The 25,530-nt window shown below is 58.8% G+C and carries 25 protein-coding genes; 18 read left to right on the top strand and 7 right to left on the bottom strand.

The window, feature by feature from the left end; translation table 11 throughout:
- Position 1 precedes the first annotated feature (1 nt).
- On the top strand, positions 2-1,156 hold the full coding sequence (locus ACWFTY_RS02150; protein WP_447525764.1) for a GNAT family N-acetyltransferase: 1,155 nt from the start codon (positions 2-4) through the stop codon (positions 1,154-1,156).
- Between the two features lie 18 nt (positions 1,157-1,174).
- Here the strand turns inward: ACWFTY_RS02150 and ACWFTY_RS02145 are convergent, their stop codons facing one another.
- Together ACWFTY_RS02145 and panC are read right to left on the bottom strand one after the other, a co-directional pair.
- Entirely contained in the window at positions 1,175-1,471 is a 297-nt protein-coding gene (locus ACWFTY_RS02145; RefSeq protein ID WP_447525763.1) for a hypothetical protein, read from the bottom strand.
- A 173-nt stretch (positions 1,472-1,644) separates the two neighbouring features.
- Positions 1,645-2,484 carry a pantoate--beta-alanine ligase gene (gene panC, locus ACWFTY_RS02140; protein WP_447525762.1) on the bottom strand — a complete coding sequence of 280 codons (840 nt, stop codon included), beginning with the start codon at positions 2,482-2,484 and terminating at the stop codon, positions 1,645-1,647.
- Between the two features lie 101 nt (positions 2,485-2,585).
- Between panC and ACWFTY_RS02135 the strand changes: the two genes are divergently transcribed.
- From ACWFTY_RS02135 to pgmG, 3 genes are all read left to right on the top strand, one after another.
- Positions 2,586-3,410, top strand: coding sequence for a division plane positioning ATPase MipZ (locus tag ACWFTY_RS02135; protein WP_447525761.1), 825 nt, complete (start codon positions 2,586-2,588; stop codon positions 3,408-3,410).
- A gap of 3 nt (positions 3,411-3,413) precedes the next feature.
- Positions 3,414-3,848, top strand: a complete 435-nt coding sequence (locus tag ACWFTY_RS02130) for a J domain-containing protein (RefSeq protein WP_447525760.1) — start codon at positions 3,414-3,416, stop codon at positions 3,846-3,848.
- 88 nt (positions 3,849-3,936) lie between these two features.
- Positions 3,937-5,346, top strand: coding sequence for a phosphoglucomutase/phosphomannomutase PgmG (gene pgmG / locus ACWFTY_RS02125; protein WP_447525759.1), 1,410 nt, complete (start codon positions 3,937-3,939; stop codon positions 5,344-5,346).
- Positions 5,347-5,531: 185 nt separating this feature from the next.
- On the opposite strand, the gene ACWFTY_RS02120 is transcribed toward pgmG, so the two are convergent.
- A complete protein-coding gene (locus ACWFTY_RS02120) occupies positions 5,532-5,654 on the bottom strand; it encodes a hypothetical protein (protein ID WP_276308613.1) in 123 nt (40 codons plus the stop codon).
- Positions 5,655-6,013: 359 nt separating this feature from the next.
- Between ACWFTY_RS02120 and ACWFTY_RS02115 the strand changes: the two genes are divergently transcribed.
- The 4 genes from ACWFTY_RS02115 to ACWFTY_RS02100 are packed head-to-tail and all read left to right on the top strand — an operon-like array spanning position 6,014 to position 9,495.
- On the top strand, positions 6,014-6,412 hold the full coding sequence (locus ACWFTY_RS02115) for an MAPEG family protein (RefSeq protein WP_447525758.1): 399 nt from the start codon (positions 6,014-6,016) through the stop codon (positions 6,410-6,412).
- A gap of 8 nt (positions 6,413-6,420) precedes the next feature.
- Positions 6,421-8,127, top strand: a complete 1,707-nt coding sequence (locus ACWFTY_RS02110) for an N-acyl-D-amino-acid deacylase family protein (RefSeq protein ID WP_447525757.1) — start codon at positions 6,421-6,423, stop codon at positions 8,125-8,127.
- Between the two features lie 32 nt (positions 8,128-8,159).
- Entirely contained in the window at positions 8,160-8,573 is a 414-nt protein-coding gene (locus tag ACWFTY_RS02105; protein ID WP_447525756.1) for a DUF1801 domain-containing protein, read from the top strand.
- A 7-nt stretch (positions 8,574-8,580) separates the two neighbouring features.
- Positions 8,581-9,495 (top strand): histone deacetylase family protein, encoded by a 915-nt coding sequence (locus ACWFTY_RS02100; RefSeq protein WP_447525755.1) that lies wholly within the window; start codon positions 8,581-8,583, stop codon positions 9,493-9,495.
- Here the strand turns inward: ACWFTY_RS02100 and ACWFTY_RS02095 are convergent.
- The gene (locus ACWFTY_RS02095; protein ID WP_447525754.1) at positions 9,485-10,576 is read right to left on the bottom strand and encodes an AI-2E family transporter; all 1,092 of its coding nucleotides are present in this window, start codon (positions 10,574-10,576) and stop codon (positions 9,485-9,487) included. The two genes, ACWFTY_RS02100 and ACWFTY_RS02095, sit on opposite strands and share 11 nt — an antisense overlap.
- 181 nt (positions 10,577-10,757) lie before the next feature.
- Here ACWFTY_RS02095 and ACWFTY_RS02090 point away from each other — a divergent pair, with 181 nt between their 5' ends.
- The 4 genes from ACWFTY_RS02090 (at position 10,758) to ACWFTY_RS02075 (ending at position 16,354) form a co-directional block, all read left to right on the top strand.
- On the top strand, positions 10,758-13,268 hold the full coding sequence (locus ACWFTY_RS02090; protein ID WP_447526929.1) for a ligase-associated DNA damage response DEXH box helicase: 2,511 nt from the start codon (positions 10,758-10,760) through the stop codon (positions 13,266-13,268).
- 58 nt (positions 13,269-13,326) lie between these two features.
- Entirely contained in the window at positions 13,327-14,277 is a 951-nt protein-coding gene (locus ACWFTY_RS02085; protein WP_447525753.1) for a retroviral-like aspartic protease family protein, read from the top strand.
- Positions 14,278-14,382: 105 nt separating this feature from the next.
- A complete protein-coding gene (locus tag ACWFTY_RS02080) occupies positions 14,383-15,357 on the top strand; it encodes a retroviral-like aspartic protease family protein (RefSeq protein WP_447525752.1) in 975 nt (324 codons plus the stop codon).
- A gap of 172 nt (positions 15,358-15,529) precedes the next feature.
- Entirely contained in the window at positions 15,530-16,354 is an 825-nt protein-coding gene (locus ACWFTY_RS02075) for a transporter (RefSeq protein ID WP_447525751.1), read from the top strand.
- 521 nt (positions 16,355-16,875) lie between these two features.
- Here ACWFTY_RS02075 and ACWFTY_RS02070 read toward each other — a convergent pair.
- Both ACWFTY_RS02070 and trhO read right to left on the bottom strand, forming a co-directional pair.
- Complete coding sequence (locus ACWFTY_RS02070) at positions 16,876-17,526, bottom strand: glutathione S-transferase (protein WP_447525750.1); 651 nt, start codon at positions 17,524-17,526, stop codon at positions 16,876-16,878.
- Positions 17,523-18,461, bottom strand: a complete 939-nt coding sequence (gene trhO / locus ACWFTY_RS02065; RefSeq protein ID WP_447525749.1) for an oxygen-dependent tRNA uridine(34) hydroxylase TrhO — start codon at positions 18,459-18,461, stop codon at positions 17,523-17,525. The genes ACWFTY_RS02070 and trhO overlap by 4 nt, the downstream gene beginning before the upstream one ends.
- An 81-nt stretch (positions 18,462-18,542) precedes the next feature.
- On the opposite strand from trhO, the gene pdeM reads away from it, so the two are divergent.
- The 5 genes from pdeM to ACWFTY_RS02040 are packed head-to-tail and all read left to right on the top strand — an operon-like array spanning position 18,543 to position 24,227.
- Positions 18,543-19,271 (top strand): ligase-associated DNA damage response endonuclease PdeM, encoded by a 729-nt coding sequence (pdeM, locus tag ACWFTY_RS02060; RefSeq protein ID WP_447525748.1) that lies wholly within the window; start codon positions 18,543-18,545, stop codon positions 19,269-19,271.
- A gap of 17 nt (positions 19,272-19,288) precedes the next feature.
- Entirely contained in the window at positions 19,289-20,431 is a 1,143-nt protein-coding gene (locus ACWFTY_RS02055) for an 8-amino-7-oxononanoate synthase (protein WP_447525747.1), read from the top strand.
- Positions 20,428-21,057: a dethiobiotin synthase gene (bioD, locus tag ACWFTY_RS02050; protein WP_447525746.1), complete on the top strand. Its 630-nt coding sequence runs from the start codon at positions 20,428-20,430 to the stop codon at positions 21,055-21,057. Before ACWFTY_RS02055 ends, bioD begins: the two co-directional genes overlap by 4 nt.
- The gene (locus ACWFTY_RS02045) at positions 21,054-22,319 is read left to right on the top strand and encodes an adenosylmethionine--8-amino-7-oxononanoate transaminase (RefSeq protein WP_447525745.1); all 1,266 of its coding nucleotides are present in this window, start codon (positions 21,054-21,056) and stop codon (positions 22,317-22,319) included. Before bioD ends, ACWFTY_RS02045 begins: the two co-directional genes overlap by 4 nt.
- Before the next feature lie 57 nt (positions 22,320-22,376).
- On the top strand, positions 22,377-24,227 hold the full coding sequence (locus ACWFTY_RS02040) for a cation:proton antiporter (RefSeq protein WP_447525744.1): 1,851 nt from the start codon (positions 22,377-22,379) through the stop codon (positions 24,225-24,227).
- Here the strand turns inward: ACWFTY_RS02040 and ACWFTY_RS02035 are convergent, their stop codons facing one another.
- A complete protein-coding gene (locus tag ACWFTY_RS02035) occupies positions 24,228-24,917 on the bottom strand; it encodes a YggS family pyridoxal phosphate-dependent enzyme (RefSeq protein ID WP_447525743.1) in 690 nt (229 codons plus the stop codon).
- 35 nt (positions 24,918-24,952) lie between these two features.
- Between ACWFTY_RS02035 and ACWFTY_RS02030 the strand changes: the two genes are divergently transcribed.
- On the top strand, positions 24,953-25,525 hold the full coding sequence (locus tag ACWFTY_RS02030) for a thiamine phosphate synthase (protein ID WP_447525742.1): 573 nt from the start codon (positions 24,953-24,955) through the stop codon (positions 25,523-25,525).
- The last annotated feature ends 5 nt before the right edge of the window (positions 25,526-25,530 follow it).

The following is a 25,530-nucleotide window of genomic DNA, read 5'->3' as shown; positions in this document are numbered from 1 at the left end:
AATGTCTGCGACGCCCGTTACCCCCACCGAGATTGTCGCGCGCGTTGCCGATGATATCGCCAGCCTGCCAGTGGACCAATGGGATAGCTGTGCCGGATCGGCCAATCCGTTTGTCTCCCACGCATTTCTGTCTGCAATGGAAGAATCGGGTAGCGTCGGCCCGGGCACGGGCTGGAAATCTCTGCCGATCATCATAGAAGATGAGGCGGGCGAAATCGCGGCCTGCCTGCCCAGCTATCTAAAGTCGCACAGTCAGGGCGAGTATATTTTCGACCAGCAATGGGCGCATGCCTATGAAAATGCCGGCGGCCAATATTATCCGAAAATCCAGATCGCAGCGCCCTTTTCACCGGTGCCCGGACCACGCTTGCTATTGCGCGACGAGTCTCTCGCCATACCGTTGTTGCGCGCGGCCGAGCAACTGGCGGAGAATAACGGCATCTCGTCCGTGCACGCAACATTTGTCGATGAGGACCAGCTCGACCATTTTCGCGCAGCGGGCTGGATGATCCGCACCGACAGCCAGTTCCACTGGCGCAACGACGGCTATGAAGGTTTTGATGATTTCCTCGCCGCCTTGTCTTCCCGGAAACGCAAGGCGATCCGCCGGGAACGGGCCAAGGCTCAGGAGGAAGTGGACATTGTTCATCTATCGGGAGATGAAATCGAGCCGCATCATTGGGACTATTTCTGGAAATTTTATCAGGATACCGGAATGCGCAAATGGGGGCAGCCCTATCTGACCCGCGAAGCTTTTGATCTGTTGCACCGGAAAATGGGCGACAAGCTACTGCTGATATTTGCGATGCAGGACGGCGTCCCGGTCGCGGGCGCGCTCAATGTTATTGGCGAAGAGACGCTTTACGGGCGCTATTGGGGCTGCACGCGCAATATCCCCTTTCTGCATTTCGAGATTTGCTATTATCAGGCGATCGATGCCGCCATTGCGCGCGGGTTGAAGACGGTCGAGGCCGGAGCACAAGGCAGCCACAAGCTGGCGCGAGGCTATCAGCCGGTGCCGACCTGGTCAGCCCATTATATCGTCGATCCGGGATTCCGCTCGGCGATTGCCGATTATCTCGAACGCGAGCGGCAGGCGGTTGCTGCCGATATCGAATTTCTGGCCGATATGGGGCCGTTCAAAAAAGCCGGTTAGTTTAAAAACAGATTAGATTCAGGCCGCCCGGCGCGAAGTTTCCTGTAGCCAGCTACGTGCTTCCCGCTGTGCTTCGGCAATTTCGCGCGCGGTCATATCTAGCGATATTTCTGCGCGGCACATCTTGCTTTCGTCATGTCCAGACAATGCTGCCAGATTAAACCATTTATGCGCTTCGATCAGATCGACCTCGACGCCATCCGATCCGGTGGAATAGATCACACCCAGATCAAAATATGCATTACTGCTGCCGTGCGATGCCTCGGCGAGGCGGCTTTCGATTAGAAAGGCGGCGCTTTTCATGCTGTTGCCCATATTGTCAGTCCCTGTTCCTGTTGCCGCATTTCTTGGCGACAGGCCGACTTTCAACGCAATGTCCTAAAGAAATGGTTAACGCTAATCGCAGAAACTCGGTTTGGCAGCTTCAAAGCCCCACGAAATCAGGTGTTTTTTCCAACTTATTTGGTTAACAAGAGAGCGCTGTAACCTTAGGAAACGGGGATATTGTCGATCAACCGGGTACTGCCGATACGGGCGGCAGCGAAAAGCCGGGCCGGTTTTGCAAAAATATCGAGAACCGCCAGCCTATTGGCGTCGCGAAGCTCGAGATAATCGATTTTGTGAAAGCCGGAGCCGAGTAACTTTGCTTTGGCGGCCTCCAGTATATCGGCAATATCGCCGCCGGCCGCGATCGCATTGGCCGCTTCCCGCATTGCATCGGGGAGCGCAACGGCATTGGCTCTTTGCTCTTCCGTCAAATAGGCATTGCGCGAGGACAGGGCCAGGCCGTCCCGGTCACGGACCGTCGGCACACCAACTATATCATGGGTGAAATCCAGATCGCGCGCCATCCGGCGGATGACCGCAAGCTGCTGATAGTCTTTTTCACCGAAATAGGCGGCGTCGGGGCGGACCTGGTTGAACAATTTCGCCACCACCGTGGCGACGCCGTCAAAATGGCCCGGGCGGGCAGCGCCGCACAGCCCGTCGCTGATCCCGCTGACGCTGACATTGGTGGCATAGCCATCCGGATAGACCTGATCGGCGGTGGGGGCCCATAGCAATTTGACGCCCGCCGCTTCCAGCAACGCAGCATCGGCGGCTTCCTGACGCGGATAGGCATCAAGATCCTCTCCCTCCCCAAACTGGGTCGGATTGACGAAGATCGATGCCACGACCGCGTCGCATTGTTCCATCGCCACTTCCACCAGCCGCATATGCCCTGCGTGCAGCGCCCCCATGGTCGGAACCAAACCGATTTTGGCTCCAGTTTGGCGAAACGCCGCCAAAGCGTCCCGCAGCGGGTCAAGCTGTCGAACAATTTGCATGCATCACTCTTTGCGTTTAGATTTTTCTGTAAAGCTCGTGTAAGCTATGGGACGGTGTATCGTCCTTCGCAAGGGCCAAGAACAGGGATATTGATCAAAACGTGACCAGCAGTGCGTATCATATTGTCTTCGCCAACGAGAAAGGCGGGACCGGCAAGTCGACCACCGCGGTCCATGTCGCGGTTGCCCTGGCCTATCAGGGTCACAAGGTCGGAATCATCGATCTCGATCCGCGCCAGCGGACATCCTATCGCTATCTGGAAAATCGCGACGCGACGATGAAGCGACTGAACATTGATATTCCGCAGCCATATTATGAAGTGTTCGAAGACGACAATCTTGCCCGGCTCGAGCAGCTGATGGCACAAATGTCCGCCAATGTGGATTTCCTGCTGTTCGACACACCGGGTCGCGATGACAAATTCGCCCGCTTTGTCGCTACCAGAGCGAATACACTGGTCACGCCGATCAATGACAGCTTTGTCGATTTCGACCTGATCGGACAAGTTGATCCGGAGACCTACAAGGTCCGCAAACTGAGTTTTTATGCCGAACTGATCTGGGATGCGCGCAAGGCGCGGGCCAAGGCGGACGGCACGACGATCGACTGGGTGTTGTTGCGGAACCGGACCCAATATGTCGAAGCGCATAATATGAAACGCATCGTGGCCGCGCTGGCCGAACTGTCGCAACGCGTCGGCTTTCGTATCATTCCGGGGCTCAGCGAGCGTGTAATCTATCGCGAGCTTTTCCCGGCCGGCCTGACGATGCTCGACAAGAAACATCTTGGCCGGCTTGCCACCAGCCATCTGGCGGCGCGTCAGGAATTGCGCGAATTGATCAAGCATCTAGCGCTCCCGCAGACCGCAGAACAGATAGCCGACGGCGCCGCCCCGGCCGCGACGAAACCCAAGCTGGTCGCCTGACCGATGATGCCATTGCTCATCTTTGGCGGCGCGATTCTGGCCTGGCTGATATTGTCAGGCAAGGCCAAGACGATGACCACCAACCAGTGGCTGGCGCTGGTCGTCGCTCTATTGGGCGCGAATTTCCTGCGCGGTGGAAGCTGGATCATGGGCGGGGCGATGCTCGCCGGCGCGGCCTTTCTGAGCGGCTGGCGCATATTGATACCGGCGCGCAGCGTCGAGGAACCGAAGCGCAAGCCGCGGAATTTCGAACTGGACCGGGCGCGATCCGTATTGGGCGTGAGCGACGATGCCGGCTTTATCGAAATCAATGCAGCCTGGAAACAACGGCTGGCGGAACATCATCCGGACAATGGCGGTGACGAGCAGCTGGCGAAGATGATCAACCGGGCGCGGGATCTGTTATTGGAAGAATTGGAGGCATCCGGCCGTCGGTAGCCATCCCGTCATATTTTGAGAGTATTGCTGGATTTTCGCTATGTTGCGCCTTAGAAACAAGGCCAGCCCAACAACCAAGGTCATGCCCATGAACGCCCCGACATCCCACCAGTTCCATTCCACTTCCCTGCGCGAATATGACATTCGCGGCATCATCGGCGAGACGCTGGGAGCAGACGATGCCTATGCGATTGGCCGGGGTTTCGGGACTTTAATTGCGCGCGATGGCGGGACGGCGGTTGCTACCGGATTTGATGGACGCGAGAGCTCCCCGATGCTGGAAGAGGCGCTTGTCCGGGGTCTCAACGATGCCGGAATCAATGCCATTTCTGTCGGAATGGGCCCCACTCCGATGCTATATTATGCCGAATCTGTACTGGAAACGGTCCAGGGCGGCATAATGATTACCGGAAGTCACAATCCTGCCAATTATAATGGCTTCAAGATGGTGTTTCAGGGCCGCCCGTTTTTCGGCGCCGACATTTTGGGACTGGGCACGATGGCAGCCAGCGGAGACTGGGACAGCGGAACGGGCACGCTCGAGCGGATCGATATTGAAGATGAATATGTCGAGCGGCTGCTGAAGAATTTTACCGGCGGCGTCTACAAGGTCGGCTGGGATTGCGGCAACGGCGTAGCCGGACCGGTGATCGAGAAACTGACCAAGCTGCTCACCGATCGCGGCGCGGGCGAGCATCATCTGCTCTACACCGATGTCGACGGTTCCTTTCCCAACCATCATCCCGATCCGACCGAGGAAAAGAATCTCGCCGATCTGAAGGCACTGGTTGCCGAGAAGGGCCTCGATTTCGGCGTGGCCTTTGACGGCGACGGCGACCGGATTGGCGCGATCGATGGCGAAGGCCGAGTGATCTGGGGTGATCAATTGCTGCAAATCTATGCCGAGGATGTGCTGAAGAGCGAGCCCGGCTCCACGATCATCGCCGACGTCAAGGCATCACAGGCCTTATATGACCGGATCGCGGAACTGGGCGGCAAACCGCTGATGTGGAAGACCGGCCACAGTTTGATCAAATCCAAAATGAAGGAAACAGGCTCTCCGCTGGCTGGCGAGATGAGCGGCCATGTGTTTTTCAAACATGATTATTACGGTTTCGATGACGCGCCTTATGCCGCGATTCGCCTGATTCAGGCGGCGACCAATATCGGCAAGAGCGTGACCCAGTTGCGCAGCGATATGACGGATATGATCAACACACCCGAAATGCGCTTTCAGGTCGATGAAAGCCGCAAGTTCCCGGTGATCGACGAAGTGTTGGCGCGGCTGTCGGCCAGTGGCGCGGACGTGAATGATATCGATGGCGCTCGGGTGAACACCGAAGATGGCTGGTGGCTATTGCGCGCCAGCAACACGCAGGATGTTCTGGTCGCACGGGCCGAAGCGAAGTCGGAAGAAGGCCTCGACCGGCTGATGGCGCAGATTGACGAGCAGCTGGCATTATCGGGACTGGAGCGCGGCGAGCAGGCGGGGCATTAGTGCCCGACTGCCGGTTGGCAGATACACTCCGGTCGATTTTCATCAGATGAAAGTCGCGCCGTTGGTTGCCGGACCAACCGCAGAGATCACCAATATTGCCGAGCAGAACATGGCGGCGAAACCGGCGGCGATTTCCTGACGTAAAGTGAAGCGGGGCATGATATTTTCCTTCCTACTGGTGGGCGTTATGCGATCAGGGCAGCGGAATTTTGAACAGCCGGGCCGACACTGGCGACAACCAGAACGGCTGCGGAGAAAAGAGCGGCAAAAGCGGCGGCTACCTGGTTCTGGATATTTACGTTGGTCATTTTGTATTTCCTTTTTTGTTTAAATTTCTGCTTCGCAGTTGCTGTAGCGAAGATAACAACAGCATTGCATGGGGCGTGCCAGTTTCAGTATTTAATGATATTTCAAGGACTTATACCTTTATCGATCAAGAGTCATATTTGCGTGATGCCGACTAGTGGGGATTATTTCCAATATTTGGGTTTCGTTGTTCGCCTATACGCGGCGCGGCAGATGGAAGGGTCGAACAGGCGGGCGCAAGTAGCCCAACCATCGCCTCCCGAATTCAGCCCCCCAATCCATTTCTTATCGAAATGCACTGTGGTCAGGCCCGATCCATTCGTTCAGGACAGTCTGAAAAAGGGATGGGGATTAGCGGATCATGGACCCGTATATTTATGTGGCGATTGTCAGCGCACTGGCTCTGCTCGCTTATTATTTTACGCTGCTGATGGCAGGACTGGCGCGCGGCCGTTTCCAGATCATACCGCCATCGCATAGCGGCCCGCCGGAATATGAGCGCCATGTCCGCGCGCATCAGAACACTCTGGAGCATCTGGTGCTATTCCTGCCCGGCCTCTGGCTCTTCGCTTATGTCGTCAGCCCCTATTGGGCCGCTGGAATCGGACTGATCTGGCCGTTCATGCGGGTCGGCTATGCTCTGGGCTATCACAAGGCACCGGAAAAACGGCTGCTTTGGCTCTACGCCAGCATGCCGCCCATCTATATATTCATACTTGGCACCTTGATCGGTGGCATCGTTCAACTTGTGAGAGGGTGAGACAAAACATGACAGAAATATATGATCTGGTAATTCGCGGCGGTACCATCGCCGACGGCAGCGGCGGTGCTCTTATCGACGGTGACATCGCGGTCAGCGATGGCAAGATAGCGGCGATCGGACAGGTGTCCGGCCAAGGCCGCGAAGAAATTGATGCCAGCGGCAAGATTGTCACCCCCGGCTTTATCGACGTACACACCCATTATGACGGCCAGTGTATCTGGGCGGAGGAACTTAGCCCCTCGTCCTCGCACGGCGTGACCACGGCGATCATGGGCAATTGCGGCGTCGGCTTTGCGCCCTGCCGCAAGGAAGATCACGACATGCTGATCAATGTGATGGAAGGCGTCGAGGATATTCCGGGCGTGGTGATGTCCGATGGCCTGCCCTGGAACTGGGAGACCTTCCCGGAATATCTCGACGTTGTCGACAAAGGCAAACGCGATATCGATATCGCTGCCTATCTGCCCCACTCGCCCTTGCGCGTATATGCCATGGGCGCGCGCGGAGCGTCTCGCGAACCGGCCAATGACGATGATCTGGCAATGATGCGCAAACTGGCGCGGGAAGCGATGGAAGCTGGAGCTATTGGCTTCGCTACGTCGCGACTGTCGATCCACAAGACGGCCGATGGCGGCTCTATCCCGACATTCGAAGCCGATGTCGCCGAGCTGGAAGCAATTTGTGGCGGCATGAAGGATGCCGGCACCGGAACCTTTCAGGTCGTGCTCGATGCCTTTGTCGGCTGGGACAAGGAATATAAGGTGATCGAGCGGGTGATCGAATCATCCGGCCGACCGGCCACCTTCACGCTGGCATCCGGCAATGACGGTCCGCCGCGCTGGCGCAAGGTGCTGGACATGATAGACGCCACCCATGCGAATGGCGGCAAAGCGACCGCCCAGATCATGCCGCGTCCGATCGGCCTGATCGCCGGGCTGGAGCTGACAGTCCATCCGTTCATTCTCTGCCCGAGCTGGGCAAAAATTGCCGACCTGTCCGTAGAACAGCAGGTTGCGGCGATGCGCGATCCCGAATTGCGCGCGGCCCTGCTCAGCGAAGATTTTGAACATGGCCATCCGTTCAACGCGCTGGCCCGCGACTGGAACTGGTTGTTCCCGCTCGACAATCCGCCGGATTATGCGCCGCCAAAAGAAATGAGCATGGCCGGACAGGCGGCAGCCAAGGGCTGCACGCCGCAGGAGATTGCCTATGACCGGCTGCTCGACACCGACGGCAAAGGCCTGTTCCTCGCTGCACTGGGCAATTACGAGAACGGCACACTGGCCAGCGCCCACGAGATGCTCAGCCATCCGCATTGTATTCCCGGTCTGGGTGACGGCGGTGCCCATTATGGCGCGATTTGCGATGCCAGCTACTCGACCTATTTGCTCACCCAATATGTCCGCAATCCGGGAGCCGAGAGTTTTGAGCTGGCGGAAGCGATCCATATGCTGTCGCACAAGGCCGCGAAAGCGGTCGGACTGGACCAGCGCGGCCTGCTCAAGCCCGGCGCAAAGGCGGATATCAACGTGATCGATCTCGACCGGCTGCAACTGCATCTGCCGGAGATTGTGCGTGACCTGCCCGCAGGCGGGCAAAGACTGCACCAGCGCGCTACCGGCTATGATGCGACGATGGTGTCGGGCGAGATTATCCGGCGCTTCGACCAGTCGACGGGTGCGCGACCGGGGCGGCTGATACGGGGAGCGTGACAAAAAGCCCGGCCGGCTGATAATGGTGGGGAATGACAGACGAAATTCCCGAACCCACGCGCTTCGCCTGGGAAGATCTTTCCGAACAGCTGGCCGGGAGGTTGGTTCAGCTCCGCCAGCTGATTCTGGAAACTGCGAGCGAGAATCCGGCCATCGGTCCGCTTGAAGAGACGATCAAATGGGGAGAGCCCGCGTTTCTGCCGTCGGCAACCGGGTCCGGCACCACATTGCGAATCAATCCCCACAAGAAATCGCCCGACAAATATGCGCTTTATGTGCATTGCCAGACCGATCTGGTCGAGCGCTACCGGCAGCTATATGATGACGAACTGACATTTGACGGCAATCGGGCTGTGGTGTTTGACAGCAAAGAGGAACTGCCCGTCGATGCCGTCAAACATTGTATCGCCATGGCCCTGACCTATCATCTGCGGAGGCCGCGCTAATCCATCCATGCTCCATATCGTCCACCATCCTGATTATGTAGCGCCGCGCCCGGCAAGCGGCAGCTTTGTCTTTGATAAATATCAGCTGGTGATGGAGGCCATCCGCGCCCATGCGCCGCTGCATCAGGCCCATCAGCCCCCGCTTATGGAGCGCAAGTGGATCGAGGCGGTTCATGACCCCGCCTATGTCGAGCAAGTGCTGACCGGGAGTGTTCCACGTGAAATAGAACGCCGGATCGGCTTTCCGGTGTCTGCGGATATTGCCAGCCGCGTCCAATATACGTCGGGCGGCACCTGGCTGGCCGCACGGCTTGCCCTGAAACATGGCTATGCGGCGAACAGCGCCGGTGGCAGCCATCATGCTCTGGCGGATACCGGCGCCGGCTATTGCGTTTTCAACGATCTGGCAGTCGCTGCCAACCGGCTCTTGGCGGAAGGCGAAGCCCGCAAGATTCTCATTGTCGATCTCGACGTGCATCAGGGCGACGGTACCGCCGTGTTGCTGGCCGGGCGCGAGGATGTTTTCACCCTGTCGATCCACAGCGAACGCAATTTCCCAACCCGAAAGGCGCGCTCCAGCCGCGATATTGCGCTGCCCGATGCGGTTGAAGACGATGCTTATCTCGCGATACTGGATGTGAATCTACGGGAGATTCTCGAGAGCTTTAAACCGGATATGCTGCTCTATCAGGCAGGGGTCGACTCGCATGCCGATGATCGGCTGGGCCGGCTGGCGCTCACCGATTCGGGACTCGAACAGCGCGACCGGATGGTCATCCGCAAAGCCCGTGACCGCGGCATAGCCGTCGCCAGTGCGCTAGGGGGCGGCTATGGCCATGACCATCGCGCGGTGGCGATGCGCCATGCGCAGTCGATGATGACAATGGCGGACGAAGCGGATCGCTACGCGACTATTCGCTAGCTTTTTCCTGTTCTACCTGACCCTGTTGCATATCGGAGAAGATGCTCCAGATCGCGATGAACAGCGCGGCCACCAAGGGGCCGATCACGATGCCGTTGATACCGAATAGCTGCAGACCACCAAGCGTCGAGATCAGCACGACATAGTCGGGCATCCGCGTGTCCCTGCCCACCAGAGTCGGCCGGACGAGATTGTCGACCATGCTGATCACGAACACGCCGCAGAGAACCAGCACGACGGCCTGCCAGACAGCTCCCGTGATGAACAGATAGAGCGCGACCGGGACCCAGACGAAACCGGTACCGATTGCCGGAATCAGCGAGAATATGCCCATCAACACCGCCCATAACAATGCGCCCCGGATATCAAGCGCCCAGAATACGAGGCCGCCGAGACTGCCCTGGATGATCGCGATGATCAGGCTGCCCTTGATGGTCGCCCGGATGACCACCAGAAATTTTTCCATGAGAATGCGCCGCTTTTCCTCTCCGAGCGGAACCATCTGTTCGATCCGGTCGCTCAGCGCCCGACCGTCGCGCAGCAGGAAGAAGGTCAGGTAGAGCATGACACCAAGGCCGAGCATGAACTGGAAAGCGCCCTGGCCGACGCTGAGCAACTGGGTCACCAGAAATTCAAGAATGGCGGAAATCGACTGTTCGATCTCTGCCCGGATGCTGTCAAAATCGCCATAGCCATAAACGGCGAGCTGGTTTTGCAGCCATTGCGGCAGGGAATTTTCAAACGCCGCAAAGACAGCGCCGAAATCGATTTCCCCATCCTGAATCCGCAAATAAATACTCGCCGCTTCCTGGGCCAGCGCCATGCCGAGCAGAATCGTCGGGACGATCACCAGCAGCAATATGAGAATCAGGGTGATGACCGCTGCCAGATTGGTCCGGCCCGGCAAATAGCCCAGCAGGCGTTCGTAGACGGGCCGGAACAGCACAGCGACGACAACACCCCAGACAATGGCGCCGAAAAACGGCTCGATCAGAACCGCAAAGGCCAGCGAGACAATCACCAGCAGAGTGATCATGAAGCCCCACTCGACCCGTTTTTCCGATGTTGTCCGATTGTCCATCTTTGTCGCTCTTGTTCGGTCGGCTGTTGCGACCATGTTGAAACTGCTCTGTCCGGCAGATACGGGAATATTTCAGAGCGAGCAAGGATCAGGCGCGATTGCCAGTCGCAATATCGACACTATATTGTGCAGGAAGCGTGCACGCGTGTCGATGCAGGAAAGACGGAGCAAGATCAGCGTAATGGCCGACGACAAAATTCCGCCAATCCTGACCGACTGGTTCGCCGCGCGCGGCTGGAGCGTTCGACGGCACCAGCTGGAGATGCTTGCGGCGGCCCGGGCCGGGCGTCACGCGTTGCTGACGGCGCCGACCGGAGCGGGCAAGACACTGGCCGGGTTTTTGCCAACGCTGGCGGAGCTTGTGGAACAGGCGGCCGAGAAAACCGTTCGTGCTGAGCCTGTCAAAGCATCTGGTCTGACGCAAACGGCCCTTCGACAAACTCAGGGCGAACGGAGCGATCTCCACACGCTGTACATCTCCCCGCTCAAGGCGCTTGCCGTGGATGTCCAGCGCAATCTGCTGACACCGATCGAGGAAATGGGGCTGCCAATCACAGTCGAGACGCGTAGCGGCGACACGCCGGTCAGTCGCAAGGCGCGCCAGCGGGTCAAACCGCCGCAGATATTGCTGACCACGCCGGAATCGCTCAACCTGCTGCTCAGCCAGCCGGAAAGCTTCGCCCTGTTCGCCGGGCTCAGGCGCGTGGTGATCGACGAGGTGCACGCCTTTGCCACCGGCAAGCGCGGCGATTTACTCGCCCTGTCGCTGGCGCGGCTGCAGAGGATTGCGCCAGAGATGCAGCGGGTCGCCTTGTCGGCCACGGTCGCCGAGCCGGATGATTTCCGCGCCTGGCTCGCGCCATATGGCGATATCGATAGCGTCACCCATGTGCTCGGCGCGGAAGGAGCGCCCGCCGATCTGTCGATCATGCTGCCGGAGACTCCCGAGGGCGATCCGGTGCGCGTGCCCTGGTCCGGCCATGCCGGCACCTATGCGATCCCGCAGGTGATGGAGCAGATACGCAGCAACCGGATGACGCTGGTGTTTTGCAACACCCGCTTTCTTGCCGAATTCACCTTCCAGCAGCTGTGGGACATCAATGAGGGAAATCTCGCGATCGGTATCCACCACGGCAGCCTGTCCAGGGAAGCGCGGCGCAAGGTCGAGAATGCCATGGCATCGGGTATGATGCGGGCGCTGGTCTGTACCGCCTCGCTCGATCTCGGGGTTGACTGGGGGGATATCGATTGCGTCATCCAGATGGGCGCGCCCAAAGGTTCGTCGCGGCTGCTGCAGCGGATCGGCCGGGCCAACCACCGGCTCGATGTGTCGTCCAGGGCGCTGCTGGTGCCCGGCAATCGCTTTGAATATCTCGAGGCACAGGCGGCGCTTGATGCGGTCAATGAAGGGCGCCGCGACGGCGAACCGTTTCGCGCCGGTGGTCTCGATGTGCTCGCCCAGCATGTGATGAGCTGTGCCTGCGCCGGACCGTTTCAGGAGGATGATCTGCTCGACGAAGTGCAAAGCGCCCTGCCCTATAGCGCCCTGTCGAAGGAACAGTTCGAGCGGGTGCTGAGCTTCACCCGCGACGGCGGCTATGCGCTCAAGGCCTATGACAAGTTCAAGCGACTGCGTCGCGATGCCAAGGGCGTGTGGAGCCTGACCCATCCGAAATTTGCCGCACAGCACCGGCTCAACGCCGGAATAATCGTCGACAGCGCGATGATGAATGTGCGGTTCAAAAACGGTCGCAATCTCGGCAAGGTCGAGGAAGGCTTTGCCGCCATGCTGTCGATCGGCGACACGTTTTTCTTCGCTGGCCTCAGTCTCGAGCTGATCAAGATGGATGCCAGTGATGTCATCGTCCGCGCGGCGAAAAAAGCGGCGATGATCCCGAGCTATGGCGGAGCGAGACTGCCGCTGACCACCCATTTGTCCGACCGGGTGCGCGGCTTTCTGACCGACCGCGCGGGATGGGCGCGCTTCCCCGATGATGTGCGCGAATGGCTGGAGATGCAGGACCATCGTTCGGTGATGCCCGAGCCGGGGCAATTGCTGGTCGAGACCTTTCCGCACAAGAATCTCCATTATATGGTCGCTTACAGCTTTGAAGGCTGGAACGCGCATCAGTCGCTCGGCATGCTGCTGACCCGGCGGATGGAGGATCGCGGCCTCAAGCCGGTCGGCTTTGTCGCCAATGATTATGCGCTGGCCTGCTATAGCGTCGAGCCGGTCACCGATCCCGCGCCTTTGTTCAGCGCCGATATATTGGAGGACGAATTTTTTGACTGGATCGAGGGCTCGCATCTGCTCAAGCGCGCCTTTCGCGAAGTGGCGGTGATCAGCGGCCTGGTCGAACGGCAGCATCCGGGCAAGCGCAAGACCGGCAAGCAGGTCACCTTCTCCACCGACCTGATCTTCGACGTGTTGCGCAAGTACGAGCCCGACCATCTGCTGATGCAGGCGGCCTGGGAGGATGCACGGGCGCGGATGACCGATGTCGGCCGGCTCGGTGATCTGCTCGACCGGGCAGCGGATTCGATAATCCATGTCGATCTGGAGCGGGTCAGCCCGCTGGCGGTGCCGGTACTGGTGATGATCGGACGCGAACATGTGGCGCAGGGTGCCACCGATGACGCGCTGCTGATCGAGGCGGAATCGCTGATCAACGAGGCGATGAAACTCGACTAGAATGCCAGCGCGGCGTACGGGATTTGGAGAGAAGAGCGTTATAGCGTAGGGTCTGCGGATGGCTTGTCTGACAATGCTGCTTCCTGTCTGCGCGTCGCTATTTGCGGCCCAGCTTGCGGCGTCCCTTCCGGTCGAACCGGAAACCGAGGCCCATATCGCCGATACGCTGCCCGAGCAGTTTCTCCAGCCGGATGCCGAACGGATTGCGATTGCACAGGACCGCCGCGAACGGATGACGGTGTCGGTCACCATCGCGGATAATGGACCCTATGAATTCATTATCGACACAGCCTCGCAGCGGACGATCCTTTCCGAGGAAATCGCTGGCGCGCTGGCGCTCGATATCGAGGAGGAGGTCACGATTGTCGCGCTGGCCGGTACAACCGTTGTACAGACCGTCTACGTGCCCAGCATCACCGTTGGAAAACGGAGCTATGACAGTTTGATCTCACCGACATTCCGTTCCATCAATATCGGCGCGGACGGCGTCCTCGGTCTCGACAGCCTGCAAGGACAGCGGATCCTGTTCGATTTCATAGGCAAGAATATCTCGGTCGAGGACACCGACGAAAAACTGAAAAGTCGCTCGCTTCGCGAGATTGTGGTGACGGCAAGGCGGCGCTCCGGCCAGTTGATCTTTACCAATGCGACAATTGCCGGGGTCAAGACCAGCGTGATCATCGACACCGGCGGAGAGCTTTCGATCGGCAACAAGGCGCTGCAACGACGGCTGCGCCTGAAATCCGCAGCGATGCAGCAAACCATACTTGTCGACGTAACCGGCCGCTCGATCGAAGCCGACTACGGGATCGCGGAAGAGCTGCTGATCGGCCGCGCCCGCTTCGGTATCATCCCGATCGCTTTCGTCGATATCGCCCCGTTCAAGGCCTTGAGACTGGACAAGAAACCGGCGCTGTTTCTCAGCATGGATGCCTTGCGCAAATTCGACCGGGTGGCGATCGATTTCGCCAACCGGAAAATCTATTTCTTGCTGCCGGAAGGTGCCTGAGAATATTTCTGGTCGAGGCAGGACGATGATATATGCTATAGCTATGAGCAGCCGGACAGCAGATACTAAGCTATCGCTGCCCGGCGAGAACAGATTGGAGAGACGATGTCAGCCCTTTTTATCAGCATGACACCCGCTATTCTGGCCTCGGTGCTGACGATGGCCTATCCCGTTCCTCTCGGCCAGTCGGTGAAACCCGGCAGCCTGACCAATCCCGAAGGCGAGATTGTCGATATCGATCAGGATCGCGCCAAGCGGATGACCGTTCCGGTCAGTATCGAGGGCAAGGGACCGTTTTCCTTCGTCATCGACACCGGTGCCGAACGGAGCGTGATCTCGCGAAAAATTGCCGACAGTCTGGCGCTCGAAGGGGAAGAACCGGCCGAATTGATGAGCATTGCCGGCACAAGCATGGTCGATATGGTCTATGTGCCGCGCCTGACCATGGGACGCAAAAATTATGATGGCCTGATTTCGCCGGTTCTGGCAGCCCAGCACATCGGTGCTGATGGGATATTGGGACTGGACGGTTTGCAGGACCAGCGCATTTTGTTCGATTTTCTCACCAACCAGATCATCATCGAAGACGCGGACGAAACACGCGGCCGGTTGAAATCACGAGAAATCGTGGTGACTGCCAAGCGGCGCTCCGGCCAGTTGATTTTCACCGATGCCACGATTGCCGGTATCGAGGTCAACGTGATCGTCGATACCGGAGCGCAGATGTCCATCGGCAATCTGGCTTTGCGGCAACGGTTGCAGAGACGCGCCAGGGAACTGGATGATGCCGATCTGCTGATATCGGTCACCGGCGAAACCCTGGGCGTGGAATTTGGCATGGTTCGCGATTTTCGTATCGGGCGCGCCCGGTTCCCGCGACTATCGATTGCCTTCGCTGATTCTCCGCCCTTCGAGCGCTTTGGTCTGGCCGACAAGCCGACCCTGCTGATGGGAATGGACGTGCTGCGGAAATTCGACCAGGTCGCGATCGACTTTCCCAGACGGAAAATCCACTTCCTGACCCCCAGGAACACCCGGCAATTTGTCGACGAGCCGAGGGTTGGCAGGATCCATTTCTGACTGGATAGCCGAACAGGATGCAGAGGACAGCTTCCCGGTCTCGCAAAACGGGACGAAAATAGTTTTTGCAAAATAATATGGATTAAACTGCAGCTGCGGTTCGTTCCTTCACCATGTGAACAAGCACCCGCCTCCCAGGCGCGTCGCTTTTTCTTCAAGGAGCGAACCCGATATGCGCATTTTTCTCACCCTGCCGATTTTTCTCGCTGCTGCCAGCCCCGCCCTGGCGCAGAATAAAGATCTTCAAAACGTACGCGTTCCGGAGGATGGCAGCACCAGGGACGAAACCCGGTTCCATCTGCTCTTCGGCGTGGACCATATGGAAGGCGATGTCGGCGAAGGGCTGGATTACAAGACCACATTCGCCACCACCGGCATTGCCATGACCAAAGGCCGGTTCAGTGCGTCCGCTTCGATTCCCTATATCTCCTCCACTGCTCCGCAGGAGGTGATCGTCAACCAGGGCGGGCTGTTCGGCACGCCGTTGTTGGGGTCGAACGGATCGCAGACCAGTCAAGTCAAGCGCGAGGGTATCGGTGATCTTTCGCTCAATGCCGCCTATTCGTTGCCCGTCTCTGGCGTCGATGCCCGTATCGGCGCTTCGGTCAAACTGCCCACCGCCTCCCGGGAGAAAGGGCTGGGAACCGGCAAGGTCGATTATGGCGTTAACGGCCAGCTCTCGAAGAAAATGGGTTCAATCGTGCCGTTCGTCGGCGCCGGCTATTCTATCATCGGCGAGCCGGATAATTTCGAAACACGTAACACTCTGTCAGGAACCGCCGGCAGCCATCTCCTGCTGGGCAAGAGCAGTGCGCTGACGGCTTCCTATTCCTATGAACAGTCCGCTTCAACCAGCATCGGCGACAGCCAGAGCATCAACATGGGATTCGGAACCAATCTGAGCCGCTCGGTCCGGATCGGCGTTGATGGCGCCGTCGGCCTGTCGGATGCAGCGCCGGATACGAGGGTAGGGCTGAAGCTTCGCGTCGGAATTTGATGATGGATTGGCTCTTGATACAGTGTCCGAGGGAACTGCGGTGAACGTGCACCCATTGTGGAACCGGCACCCGGAACACTCCTTTCTCCCTCTCGCTCAAGGGAGAGCGTTGTGCAGGCTTGGCAGCTTGCTGCCTGGTGGGAGCTGGGTGAGGTTTACTGGACCTGTATGACATCGCAACCAACCGGCCGTACACCCTCATCCGACTACATCTAGCCGTCTGCGCTGGCGCTCCGGCGGCAAGATTTTGTATCCTTCTCCCTTGAGGGAGAAGGTGCAGCGATCCCAAAATTCATCATCGCAAAAGCGCTTTCCTACATCCGGCCCGGTCGCTTATTGTCGCCACCGCTCCCGCGACAAGCGCGGGTCAGGCTCGCACGAAGACACAAAGCCACGAAGGCTATAAGATACAGCGTAATCCCGCTTCAATTTCGTGGTGATTTGCGTTTTCGTGGCTTTGTGCGAGTCCGGATAGCGCTGACCAGTGCAACAATCTCGGAACAGCGATGGCTTCGCTCGCTCTACTCCGCCGCTTCCAAAGCGAAAACCGGTTCCACATCTCTACTCACCCACTGCGGGTATTTTACCATCGTCGTGGCGAACAACGCAGACGCAAGATGATCGCCGAGCCATTTCTGCAGCGCTGGCAGCGGCAATTGGTTGAACCAGTCGCGGTCGTTATTGGCGAACTGGCGGACGAAAGGGAAAATGGCGTGGTCGGCCAAGCTGGGCTTCGCGCCTATCAGCTGCCCGGAGGCCTGAATCAGACCGTCGAGCTTTTTGAGGAAGACCTGTCCGGCAGCGCGATACTCCAGCGGGTCGACATTTTCATAGCGGACGGGATATTTATAACGGTCGAGAGCATGTTTGAACGGGCCGTCGGACTCCGCGATCAATTCGGATTCGGCAGCGCTTCCCTGCCGCCAGTTTTCCGGATCATTCCGGGCCAGCGCCCAGAGCATGATCTCGAGGCTTTCATCGATTACCTGTCCGTCGGGCAGCACCAGCACCGGCACCGTGGCCTTCGGCGAGGCGGCGATCATTTCGTCAGGTTTGTCGCGCAGCACGACCTCGCGCAGGCGGACCGGAGTCTCGCTGACCAGCAGCGCCATCCGCGCGCGCATCGCATAGGGGCAGCGCCGGAAGCTATAGAGGACCGGCAGGTCGGTCATTCGGTCCCGAGATGCTGCCGGCCCTCGGCAGCGGCTTTCTCGACCTGGCGCTGGCGTTCGCGATAGCGCGCGCGCTGTTCGTCGGTGCGCTGGTCGATGCAATGCGGGCAGGCTTCGCCGGGGATATAGTCGGGCGAGGCGCGGTCGGCGGCGTTCAGCGGCATCCGGCAGGCATAGCATTGGCCATAATCGGCTTCGCGCAATCCGTGGCCGACGGCGACGCGCTGGTCGAATAGGAAACAGTCACCTTGCCAGAGGCTTTCGGTTTCGGGCACATGTTCGAGATATTTCAAAATGCCGCCCTTGAGATGCTGGACATCATCAAAGCCCTTCGCCTTCACATAGGCCGTCGCCTTTTCGCAGCGAATGCCGCCGGTGCAGAACATGGCGATCTTCGGCGCCTTTTCCGAATCCTGCCGCAATTGTTTCGAAAAATCGTCGAACCATGCCGGAAAGTCACGGAAGCTCTCGGTGTCGGGATTGATCGCGCCGTCAAAGCTGCCGATCGCCACTTCATAAGCGTTGCGCGTGTCGATCACGATGGTGTCGGGGTCGGCGATCAGATTGTTCCAGTCGGCAGGGTCGACATAGGCACCTTTCTCGGTCGCGGCATCGACGCCCTCGACGCCCATCGAGACGATCTCTTTCTTCAGCCGGACTTTCATCCGCAGGAAAGGCATGGTGCTGGCCTCGGAATATTTGACTTCCAGATCTGCAAAACGGGGCAGCAATCGCAGTCCGCCGATCACCGCATCGATGGCGTCGGGCGCACCGGCGATGGTGCCGTTGATACCTTCGCTGGCCAGCAATATCGTGCCTTTGAGGCCATGCTCTTCGCATAGCGCCAACACTTGCAGGCGCAGCGCAGCAGGATCATCGACCACCGCAAAATAATAGAGCGCGGCGACTTTTACGGGGGATGGAGATTCGGTCATGGCTGCGCATATAGGGCGGTTGCGCAGGAAATTCCAATAGAGCGGCTTGCATAGCGCCTATGTTCATCGCATAGCAGCTCCATGGTTCCCCTTATGTTCGCCCATCACCGCTTCGATATCGTCGCTCCGGCCGCGCTTTACTGGCCCGCGAACAATGCGCTGCTGGTGGCTGACCTCCATCTGGAGAAGGCAAGCTTCTTTGCCCGACAGGGCCAGATGCTGCCGCCCTATGACAGCCAGGCGACGCTGGCAGAACTGGGCGCGCTTGTCAGCGAAACCGGCGCGACGCGAGTCTTCTGCCTCGGTGACAATTATCATGATGGCGAGGGCGAGGCACGGCTGGAACCGGAAGCGGCACGGCGACTCACAGAGATGACCAGCGCGCTGGAGTGGGTCTGGATCACCGGCAATCACGACCGCGATGTTGCCGGTCTATGGGGCGGCAAGGTGGTCGACGAATGGACCGGCGAGGGGCTGGCGCTGCGTCATGAGGCCACAGCGGGCAGCCACCTGCCGGAAATATCGGGCCATTATCACCCGAAAATCCGCATAGCGACACGCGGTCGCCATCTTTCACGCCGCTGCTTTGTCAAAGGCCGCCATCATCTGATCATGCCGGCTTTCGGCGCGCTGACCGGCGGCATGGCAGCCCATGATCCGGTTATCGAGGCCTGCGTCGGCGGGCCGGCAGAAGCGATCATCGGGCTGAAGGAGAAGCCGGTCTGTTTCCCGCTACCGTTCCGCAACACGGCGATAGATAAGGTCGATGATAGCCAGCTTGCATTGCCTCTGGCCACCACAGGCCGCTGACTGCTAACGGCGCGGTGATGGATCGATTCAAACCCTATCGCGACCAGCTGGACGCGCTCGAAAAAGCGGGGCGCAAGAGACGGCTGTTGATTCCGGCCGGCAGCGACTTTTCGTCGAATGATTATCTCGGGCTGTCCCGCAGCCCCTATCTGAAAGACGTCGCGCAGACCGCGATTGCCGATGGCATCGCGCACGGATCGGGCGGGTCACGGCTGCTCGGCGGCAACCATCCCGAACATGAAGCGCTCGAGGCTTTTGCTGCAGACCATTATGGCGCCGAAGCCAGCCTGTTCTTCGGATCGGGCTTTGCGGCCAATACGGCCTTGTTCGCGACTCTGCCGCAGACTGGCGATCTCGTCCTCTATGACGAGCTGATCCACGCCAGCGTCCACGACGGGATGAAGCTGGGCCGCGCCAGCTTCCAAGCCTTTCCCCATAATGATTGCGACGTGCTCGAGCAGAAAATCCGGGCGTGGCGGGCATCCGGCGGTACAGGGATGATCTGGATCGCAGCGGAAAGCCTGTACAGCATGGATGGAGACCGGGCACCGCTGGCCGATCTCGCGCGAATCGCCGATACGCATGACGCTATGCTGCTGATTGACGAGGCCCATGCGGTGGGCGTTTTCGGCGAGGGCGGCATCGGTCTATCCGGCGATATCGGTAGCCAGGAAAATGTCATCATCCTGCGGACCTGCGGCAAGGCGCTGGGCGGCGAAGGTGGCTTGCTGACCATGCCGAAGCTATTGCGCGAATTTTTCATCAATCGCGCCAGGCCGTTTATCTTTTCCACGGCGCCGAGCCCTCTGACCGCGCATCTGGCGCAGCATGCGATCTCCTATGTCGCGGACCATCCCGCACTGCAGACCCGTCTGGCCGACCATATGGCCCTTGCCCGGAGTTGCTTAGCCGGCCTGTCGCTCGGCGACCATCAGGACAGCCAGATTTTCCCGGTCATTCTCGGCGAAGACCGGGTGGCGGTAACCGTTGCCACCACGTTGCAGGGTCAAGGCTTTGATGTCCGCGCCATTCGCCCGCCGACGGTACCGGCCGGAACCGCCCGTCTGCGCATTTCGCTGACGCTGAATGTGACGCAGGAGGATATCCGGAACCTCGCGGCCGGATTGCATGAAGCACTGGCATTGGCGGAAGCGGCATGAGCGGGGCATTTGTCATCACCGGCACCGATACCGACATCGGCAAAAGCGTCTTTGCCGCGGCACTGACCGCAGCCCTGGGCGCCAGCTACTGGAAACCGGTGCAGGCGGGACTCGCGGATGGCACCGATAGCGAGACGGTAGCGCGAATCGGCGGAGTCGATCCCGCGCGGATATTGCTCGAACGCTACCGGTTGAAAATCCCCGCCTCGCCGCATTTTTCGGCAGCGCAGGAAGACATTGTCATTGGTCTGGACGATCTCGTCCTCCCGCAAGTCGAGGGCCCGCTGATTATCGAGGGCGCGGGCGGCGCGCTGGTTCCGGTCAATCCGGACCTGCTGTTCGCCGATCTCTTTGCCCATTGGATGCTTCCGGTCATCATCGTCGCATCGACCAGCCTCGGAACCATCAACCACAGCCTGTTGACGATCGAGGCTTTGCGCAGCCGCGGCGTGCCGATCCATGGCATCGCCTTCATCGGCGCAGAAAATGTCGATAGCGAACAGACCATCTGCCGGATTGGCGCAGTGCGGCATCTCGGGCGCTTGCCGATGATCGACGAGCTTGCACCCGAACCATTGCGCGAAGCCTTTGCCGCGCATTTCAACATTGCGGACTTCCTATCATGAGCATCAATATCTGGCATCCGTTCACCCAGCATGGTCTCGGCGAACCGATCCCTGAAATCGCGCGGGCCGAGGGTGCGTGCCTTTATCAGGCGGACGGCACCAGGATCATCGACGCGATATCGAGCTGGTGGGTACAGACGCACGGCCATTGCCATCCGAAGATAGTCAGTGCGATCCAGGAACAAAGTGCAAAGCTGGACCAGATGATCTTTGCCGGATGGACGCACGAGCCGGCGCGCGACCTGGCCGAGGGGCTGGCGGATTTCCTGCCGGAGTCACTCGACCATATATTCTTCTCCGACAGCGGTTCGACTGCAGTCGAAGTCGCGCTCAAGATGGCGCTCGGCTATTGGCATAATCGCGGCGAAGCGCGCCAGAAAATCCTGGTGATGGAACATAGCTATCACGGCGACACGATCGGCGCGATGTCGGTCGGCGCGCGCGGCGTGTTCAACCAGGCTTATGCGCCGCTGCTGTTCGATGTCGGCACCATAGCTTTCCCGGAAGCCGGGGCTGAACAGGAAACGCTCGACCAGCTGGAAGCTTTTTGCAGTGACAGCGGAAACCCGCCGGCGGCGTTGATTGTCGAGCCGCTGATTCTCGGCGCGGGCGGCATGAAAATCTACAGTCCGGTAGTCTTGGCCAAGATGGCAGAAACCTGCCGCGCGCATGACGTGCTGTTCATCGCCGACGAAGTGATGACCGGCTGGGGCCGCACCGGCACCGTCTTCGCCTGCGAACAGGCGGGCGTCGAACCCGACATATTGTGCATGGCCAAGGGCCTGACCGGCGGCGTCATCCCGCTCGCCGTGACCGCTGCCAGTGATGCTATTTATCAGGCGCATTTCTCCGAAAATCGCGCCCAGATGTTCTTTCACTCGAGCAGCTTTACCGCCAATCCGATTGCCTGCGCGGCGGCCAATGCCAATCTCGCTATCTGGCGCGACGAACCGGTGCAGGAGCGGATCAGCAGCATCATCACCTCTCATCGCGCCTTTGCAGAGCGACTGAAGCAAAAATCGAACGTCAGCGGGCTGCGTCAGTGCGGGACGATATTGGCCTTCGAAATCGACGATGGCGCGGGCGACTATATGTCCAGCCTGGGCCCGCAACTCCTCCGCTTTTTCCGGGATCGCAACATTTTACTTCGGCCATTGGGCAATACGATCTACATCATGCCTCCTTATTGCATCGGTCGCGAGGAACTGGATTCCATCTATGGCGTTATTGAGCAAGCGATCGGCCATTTCGGCAACGCCTGAATCTCAGGCCCGGGAAAGTTTTTTGCATAAGCCCGAAAAACCGGCCAAGGATAGTTCATGGAAATAATTGATTCACTCATGGTCAAGATTGCGCTGATCGGCCTGCTCGGCATCGGCGCGCAATGGATTGCCTGGCGGACCGGTCGTCCCGCCATCGCACTGATGTTGATTGTCGGCATAATCGCCGGCCCCGTTTTGGGCATTATCGATCCGGAACGCGATTTCGGCGCGCTGCAGGAACCGATCATCAAACTGGCGGTGGCTGTAATCCTGTTCGAAGGCGGACTCAGCCTGAATTTTCGTGAATTGCGACAAGCGGGCGGCGCGGTGTCGGCAATGGTGCTGGTTGCCGGTCCGATTGCCTGGGGGCTTGGCACTGCAGCGGCGCATTATGGTGCCGGTCTGTCCTGGGAAATATCCGCCCTGCTCGGCGGCATCATGATCGTTACCGGTCCCACCGTGGTCGGCCCGATGCTGCGCACGCTGCGCGTGCCGTCGCGGGTTCGCAACATCTTGAAATGGGAAGGCATTGTCAACGATCCGATCGGCGCTTTGCTCGCCGTCGGCATCTACGCCTATATCACCTATGAAGGCGCTGACGCCAATATCGCCGTCATCAGCATGGACGTCCTAGCCGCAAGCTTCATTGCCGGACTGATCGGCGCTGGCCTTGGTTTCGCGCTGACCTGGCTGTTTCCCAGAGGGATGGTGCCGGAATATCTGAAGGCTCCGTTCCTGCTGGTTACCGTAATCGCCGGTTTTGTCGTCGCCGACCTGATCAAACATGAGACCGGATTGATCACGGTCACGGTGATGGGCATCGTTATGGCCAACCGGCAAATCTATTCGAGTCAGGCGCTTTACCGGTTCAAGGAAGATCTGGCCGTGCTGCTGATCTCCGGTGTGTTCATCATTCTTTCGGCAACGCTGGACTGGGAAACAGTTCAGCAGTTCCGTCCGCAGTTTATCATCTTCCTGATATTGCTGCTGTTCGTGGTGAGGCCGGTCTCGGTACTGGTCGCCCTGCTGTTCAGTTCGGTGCCTTGGCGCGAGCGGTTGTTTATCGCCTGGATCGCACCGCGCGGTATTGTCGCGGTCGCAATCACCGGCCTGTTTGCGATTCGGCTGGTCGATTACGGAATGCCGGGCGCGGAGGCGCTGGTACCGCTCAGCTTTGCCGTCGTCATAGCGACGATTTTTGCCCACGGCTTTTCCGCATCCTGGGTCGCCGAGCGACTGGGCATATCCGAAGGAAAAGGCGAAGGCGTTCTGATTGCAGGCGCCAATCGCTGGTCGATCGCCTTGGGTAAAATGCTGAAATCTCTCGATATAGATGTTCTGGTAACCGACGACAGCAAGTTTGCCCTCCGCCGGGCCCGCAGCGAAGGCCTTGAGATCCGCCAGGGCGACGTGCTTGACGAGGCCCATAATGACAATATCGACATGGGCGAATTTCAGCATCTGATCGCAGCCACCGACAATGATAGTCAGAACCAGTTGATCACCGCCGATCTCGGCCCGGAAATGGGCTATGAACAGATCAGCCGGCTGGCCAATGACAGCCACAGCAAAAGCCGGGTCGGCCATGGGCGGCTGTTGTTCGAATCCGGGGCAGATTTCGGCACATTGCTCGACCGTGATCTGGCTGGCTGGCGATTCAGCAAAACCAATATCACCGAGAAATTCACCGCAGAAGATTATCGCAAGAATCTCGAAGAAGGCGAGGAACCGCTTGCCGTCCTTAAACCGGATCGCCGGCTGTTATTCTTTGCAACGGATGCCCGGCCAGTGATCGAAGACGGTGATGTCGTGATCAGCTATGTTAGGGCAGATACGCCGGAAGAGCGCAAAGCCGACAGAGCGGCCAAGGACAGTGAAAAGAACGGCGAAAAAGGTGACGGAAGTTGACTATCCGGCTTGAGGCGCGCGCTCACCGAACAGAGCCGTGCCGACGCGGATATAAGTAGCACCAAGCTTGATCGCTTTCTCAAAATCTCCGGACATTCCCATGCTAAGCTGATCGAGACCATTGTCACGGGCAAGCTTGGCAAGCAGAGCGAAATAAGGGACCGGGTTTGCATTGTCCGGCGGGACTGCCATCAGGCCGGCGACCGTTATTCCAGCCGTACGGGCTTGAGCGAGCAGCTCGGGAACAGTCTTGATATCACAGCCACCTTTTTGCGATTCTTCGCCAATATTGACCTGCAGGAAACAGGGAATGTGCCGGTCCTGCCTGTCCATTTCCTTGGCCAGCGCCTTGATCAGCGAAAGCCGGTCGAGCGAATGGATATAATCAAAATGAGCCACCGCTTCTGCCGCTTTGTTCGATTGCAACTGGCCGATCATATGCAGCTCGATATCGGGATATTCCGCTTTCAATGCCGGCCATTTTTCCATCGCTTCCTGCACCCGGTTTTCCCCGAACACGCGATGGCCATCCTCCAGCAAAGGCCGTATTTCATCGCTGGTGCGGGTTTTCGACACAGCAATAAGCGCAATATCGGACGGCTTGCGGTTCGCTATCCTGGCGGCCTTTTCGATTTTGCCGCGGATGTCTTCGAGTGGTGGGTTTGCCAAGTGTGGATCTCTCTCAATCATTCTCTTTCGCCAAGTCTGCGTCTATAGGCCTGCTTATGTTGCGAGACCAGCCCTGCCCCCTCCTGCCTGACCAGACAGGTTTGATTCTGCCGCAAATATGGCTGTTTACCGACGAGCGGAATGATGCCTCTCTCGAGCAATCCGTCCGGCGAATGCCGCGGGGTAGCGGGATAGTCTTTCGCCATTATCATTTGCCGGAAGCATCGCGACGAGCGCGATTTGAAACTGTCAAAAAGCTCGCCCGGCAACGGGGGCATTTGCTGTTTCTCGCCGGATCACCATCGCTGGCCCGGCGGTGGAGAGCCGATGGCGTGCATGGCCGGACGCGGCGTCCTGTGACGGGCGGATTGCTGCACAGCGTGCCGGTTCATGATGCCAGAGAAATCCAGCAAGCCAATCGTATCGGTGCGGATATATATTTTCTGTCACCGGTTTTCGCTACCCGGTCGCACCCTGGCCAGCGGTCGTTGAATGCATTGCAGACCCGCAGCCTTGCTGCATTGTGCCATGGCGCAGTGATATATTTGGGCGGGATGAATCGCCATCGCTACCGGGCACGCAAAAACCACCTGACCCACGGCTGGGCCGCGATCGACGCTTTACGCTAAATCGG

The sequence above is a fragment of the Parasphingorhabdus sp. NYA22 genome, from assembly GCF_976973735.1.
The sequence above is the reverse complement of the archived record's forward strand: the minus strand, read 5'-3'. Positions and strand labels throughout refer to the sequence as shown.